Source organism: Methylobacterium sp. P5_C11 (assembly GCF_054049775.1).
Genome location: NZ_JBFULS010000108.1, coordinates 1 through 3,862, shown reverse-complemented (window position 1 = coordinate 3,862; position 3,862 = coordinate 1). Strand labels below are relative to the sequence as shown.

General features: G+C 76.9%; 3 protein-coding genes and 2 pseudogenes. 4 read left to right on the top strand and 1 reads right to left on the bottom strand.

Translation table 11 applies throughout. The annotated features are described in order from the left end of the window. Window positions 1–417 (bottom strand): annotated as a pseudogene (locus ACXJKQ_RS27450) (glycosyltransferase); the annotation flags it as partial. Window positions 418–762: 345 nt separating this feature from the next. Here ACXJKQ_RS27450 and ACXJKQ_RS27445 point away from each other — a divergent pair. The 4 genes and pseudogenes from ACXJKQ_RS27445 to ACXJKQ_RS27430 form a co-directional block, all read left to right on the top strand. Continuing rightward, entirely contained in the window at window positions 763–1,386 is a 624-nt protein-coding gene (locus ACXJKQ_RS27445; protein WP_457108827.1) for a PadR family transcriptional regulator, read from the top strand. Between the two features lie 36 nt (window positions 1,387–1,422). Beyond that, window positions 1,423–2,364, top strand: coding sequence for a rhamnosyltransferase (locus tag ACXJKQ_RS27440; protein ID WP_457108826.1), 942 nt, complete (start codon window positions 1,423–1,425; stop codon window positions 2,362–2,364). Then, on the top strand, window positions 2,361–3,317 hold the full coding sequence (locus ACXJKQ_RS27435; protein WP_457108825.1) for a glycosyltransferase family 2 protein: 957 nt from the start codon (window positions 2,361–2,363) through the stop codon (window positions 3,315–3,317). The genes ACXJKQ_RS27440 and ACXJKQ_RS27435 overlap by 4 nt, the downstream gene beginning before the upstream one ends. Before the next feature lie 144 nt (window positions 3,318–3,461). Then, window positions 3,462–3,862: pseudogene (locus ACXJKQ_RS27430) on the top strand (hypothetical protein); the annotation flags it as partial.

Sequence of the window (3,862 nt, the reverse complement as noted above, 5' to 3'; positions counted from 1 at the left end):
GGGCGGCAGCGCCCGGCCCTGCCCGGTCTCGCCGTGCCCTGCTTTGCCCCGCCGGCGGGCGAGGGCGTGCAGGAGCGGGTTGATGCCCGCGCGCGTGAGGTGGGGATGGGCGGCGAGGTAGTCGGCCGAGGAGAAGTCGGGCCGCGGATCCCGGCCCTCGCGCCAGCCGTGGACGAGGTAGTCGCGCACCGGGTCGGCCGTGATGCCGTACCAACTCGCGTAGAACGCCGCGTCGACATGCGGGGCCAGCGCGGCGACCAGGCGTACTTCCAGATCGGCGCCATTCGCCGCGTCCGCGCCGGCCCAGAAGCGATGCAGGGCCGCCGGCCTGGCCAGGGGATCGCGCAGCCGGCCGAGACGCCGGGTGATCCGCGTCAGGGTCGAGGCCCGGCCGATGCCGTGGGGGCCGCGGCGCATCTCAGGGCTCGGCCAAGGCGCGTTCGCCGCGTGCCGTCACGGGGCAAGGACGCGGTCGAGCGCCGTCGGGGCAGGCGCGGTCGAGGCGCGGGTCGCGGATCGGTTCATGGGCGGCAGCGGGCGGACGGCGTCGGAGCGCAAGGCGGCGCGAGGGGGGCATGACTCTGATGGCCCGTCGCACTAACGGAACCGGCGGGGTCCGTAAACCGTGGGCTGCGCGGGCGATCCCCGCCCCGGGCGCCCGCATCGGTTCCGGGGTGGGCGTGCCGCCCTCGCCCGGTCCCTTGCGGGCGATCCAGTTTCGATATATCTGAATTTCAGTCATATCGAAACTGGATCGCCCGCATGTATCCCGATCCTCCGGGCCTCGTCCGCGCTGGTCCCTTCGACGCCGTCCGATTCCGGGCGCATCGCGGCCCGCCGGGGGGCGGTCCTCACGGGCGCCACGGTCCCCACGGCCGCGGGCCGGGCGAGCGCCGGATGGTCGGTCGCGGCGGCCGGGGCGATCCCGCGCGCTTCTTCGCCCACGGCGACCTGCGCCTCGTCATCCTCCACCTCATCGCCGAGAAGCCCCGGCATGGCTACGAGATCATCAAGGCCATCGAGGAGCGGGCCGGCGGCGCCTACAGCCCGAGCCCCGGCACGGTCTACCCGACGCTCACGCACCTGGAGGAACTCGCGCACGTGACGGTGGCCCCCGGGGAGGGCACCAAGCGGCTGCACACRATCACCCCGGAGGGGCAGGCCGTCCTGGACGGCAACCGCCCGACCCTGGAGGCGATCCTCGCCCGCATGGCACAGGCCGAGGCCGCCCGCGGCGAAGGCCCGCCGCCCTCGGTGGCGCGCGCCCAGGACGGGCTGAGGCTCGCCCTGCAGATGCGGCTCGCCCGCGGCCCGCTCGGCCCCGAGCAGGCCGCCGCCATCACGGCCGCCCTGGAGGCAGCGACCGCCGCGGTGGAGCGGGCGTGAGGGGCCGGGATCGCGACCGCCCCCGGGGGACGGCCGGTGCCTGACCCGCGGTCGAGCCGCATCGCCATCGGGGTGACCCTGTTCCGGCCGGGACCGGATCAGGTGGAGCGCGTCCGTGCCCTGGCAGCGGCAGGGTCGTCCGCGGTGATCGCCTTCGACAATGGCGGCCTCCCGGCCGGGGCGGTGGAGCGCCTCGCCGGGGCCGGCGTGACCCTGCTGTCGGAGGGGCGGAACCTCGGCATCGCGGAGGCGCTCAACCGGATCGCCGGGGCCGCCCGCGCCGCCGGCGCCGAGACCCTCCTGCTCCTCGACCAGGATGCCGAGCCGCCCCGGGATCTCGCCAACGCGCTGCGGGGGGCGCTCGATCGGCTGCGGGCGGCCGGGATCCCGGCGGCGGTGGTGGGTCCTGCCCCGGCGCCGGCCCCCGGCCACAAGGCGCCCGCCTACCCGCCCCGTCCCGGCGCGCCCGGGCGGGACGGCCTCGCCCCGGTGCAGTTCCTGGCGACGTCGGGCTCCCTCGTCGACCTCGACGCCTTCGCGCGGATCGGGCCGTTCCGTGGCGACTTCTTCATCGACGGGGTCGAGCTCGAATGGTGCTTTCGCGCCTGGAGCCTCGGCTACGGCTGCTATCGCGCCCGCGCCGTCGCGATTCCCCACCGGGTCGGCGGCGGGGTGATCCGGGCGTTCGGGGTCTCGATGCCGCGCCAGCCCCTGTTCCGCATGGCGACCTACCTGCGCAACGCGGTCTACGCGTGGCGCCTGCCGCACGTGCCGCTCCGCTGGAAGCTCGCCCAGGCCGCCTACCTGCCGCTCCAGGCCGGGCTGTACTGGGCGGATTCGGGCTTTCGGCCCGCCGTGCTGCTGCGGCTCCTCGCGGCCGCCCGCGACGGCGCCCTCGGACGCCTCGGGCCGCCCCAGGATCTTCCTCAGGACCATGCCCCGTACCCTGCCAAGACCCTCCCCGAGCCTCGGCCGTGACCGACCGCCCTGCCCTCGACGTGGTGATCGTCAACTGGAACGGCGGCGCCCTGCTGCGCACGTGCCTCGCGAGCCTCGCGGCGGCCTGGGACGCCGGGTCCGTGCAGGTCACCGTGGTGGACAACGCGTCGACGGACGGCTCCACCGAAAATCTGCCCGCCCTGCCCCGCCCGCTCCGGCTGATCCGGAACGATGCGAATCTCGGTTTCGGCCGGGCCTGCGACCAGGGCGCCGCCGCGGGCGACGCCCCCGCGATCCTGTTCCTCAATCCGGACACGCAAGTGGAGCCCGATGCCCTCGGCCTCGCCCGGGCCGCGCTGACGGCCGAGTCCCGGACCGGGATCGTCGGCGCCCGGCTCGTCGATCCCGACGGGCGCACCGCGCGCTCCTGCGCCCGGGCTCCGTCCGCCCTCGGCCTCCTCGGCCGCGCCCTGGCGCTGGACCGGCTGGGCCTCGTGCGGCCGCACTTCCTCCTCGAATGGGACCACGGGGAGGACCGCGCCGTCGACCAGGTGATGGGCGCCTTCCTGATGATCCGCCGCGACCTGTTCGCCCGGCTGGGCGGGTTCGACCCGCGGTTCTTCGTCTACTGGGAGGATGTCGACCTCTGCGCCCGCGCCCGGGCGGCGGGCTTTTCCGTGCGGCACGTCGCCGGGGCCGTCGCCCGCCATCTCGGCCAGGGCACGACCCGGCAGGTGCGGGCGCGACGGCTGTTCTACTTCCTGCGCAGCCAGATCCTCTACGCCGGCAAGCATCACGGCGCCGCCGCGGCCCTGGCGCTGACGGCGGCGAGCTTCTGCGCGCAGGTGCCCCTGCGGATCGCCCTGGCGCTCGCCCGCCGGTCGCCCCGGGAGGCCGCGGAGGTCCTGCGGGCGGCCGCCCTGCTGGCGGCGGCGCTGCCGGACCTGGTGCCCGGCCTGCGGGGCGCTTCGCGCGTGCGGACGGGCGGCTGATCCGGTAGGCCATCCCCGCGCCCTGCGACCCTGCCGCGGGGCGCAGCCCGACCGCACCGATCCGGAGGCCGCGATGCCGCACGGGATGCCCACCGCCGCCACGCCCCCTCCGGACGGTGCCCGGCCCCTCGGCCGCGCGCGGCCGTGAGCCCGCCCGTCGCCGGAGGCGCCCGGTTCTGGTGTCTCGCCTTCCTGGGCCTCGGCCTGCCGGCCTGCCTCGCGCTGGCGCTGACCGCGTCCCCCGAGGCGGCCGGCCAGGGGATCCCCGGCGCCCTCGGGATCCCCGGCGCCCTCGGGCTGCGGGCCGGCGCGGCCTTGGGCCTCGACGCCGCGGGTGCCGGGCGCCTCTGCCGGCTCGCCGATGGCGCCGCCTTCATGACCCTGGGCCTGGCCGCCCTGGCCCTGGCCGTCCGGGGCCGGGCCGCCCTGTTCGCGCTCCTCTGCCTGCCTGCATCCCTCGCGGCCGCGTCCGGCCCGGACGGGCCGATCCTCGCGCTGGCCGCCCTCGCCGCCGCGCTGCTCACGCCCCGGCCCCTGACGGGGCG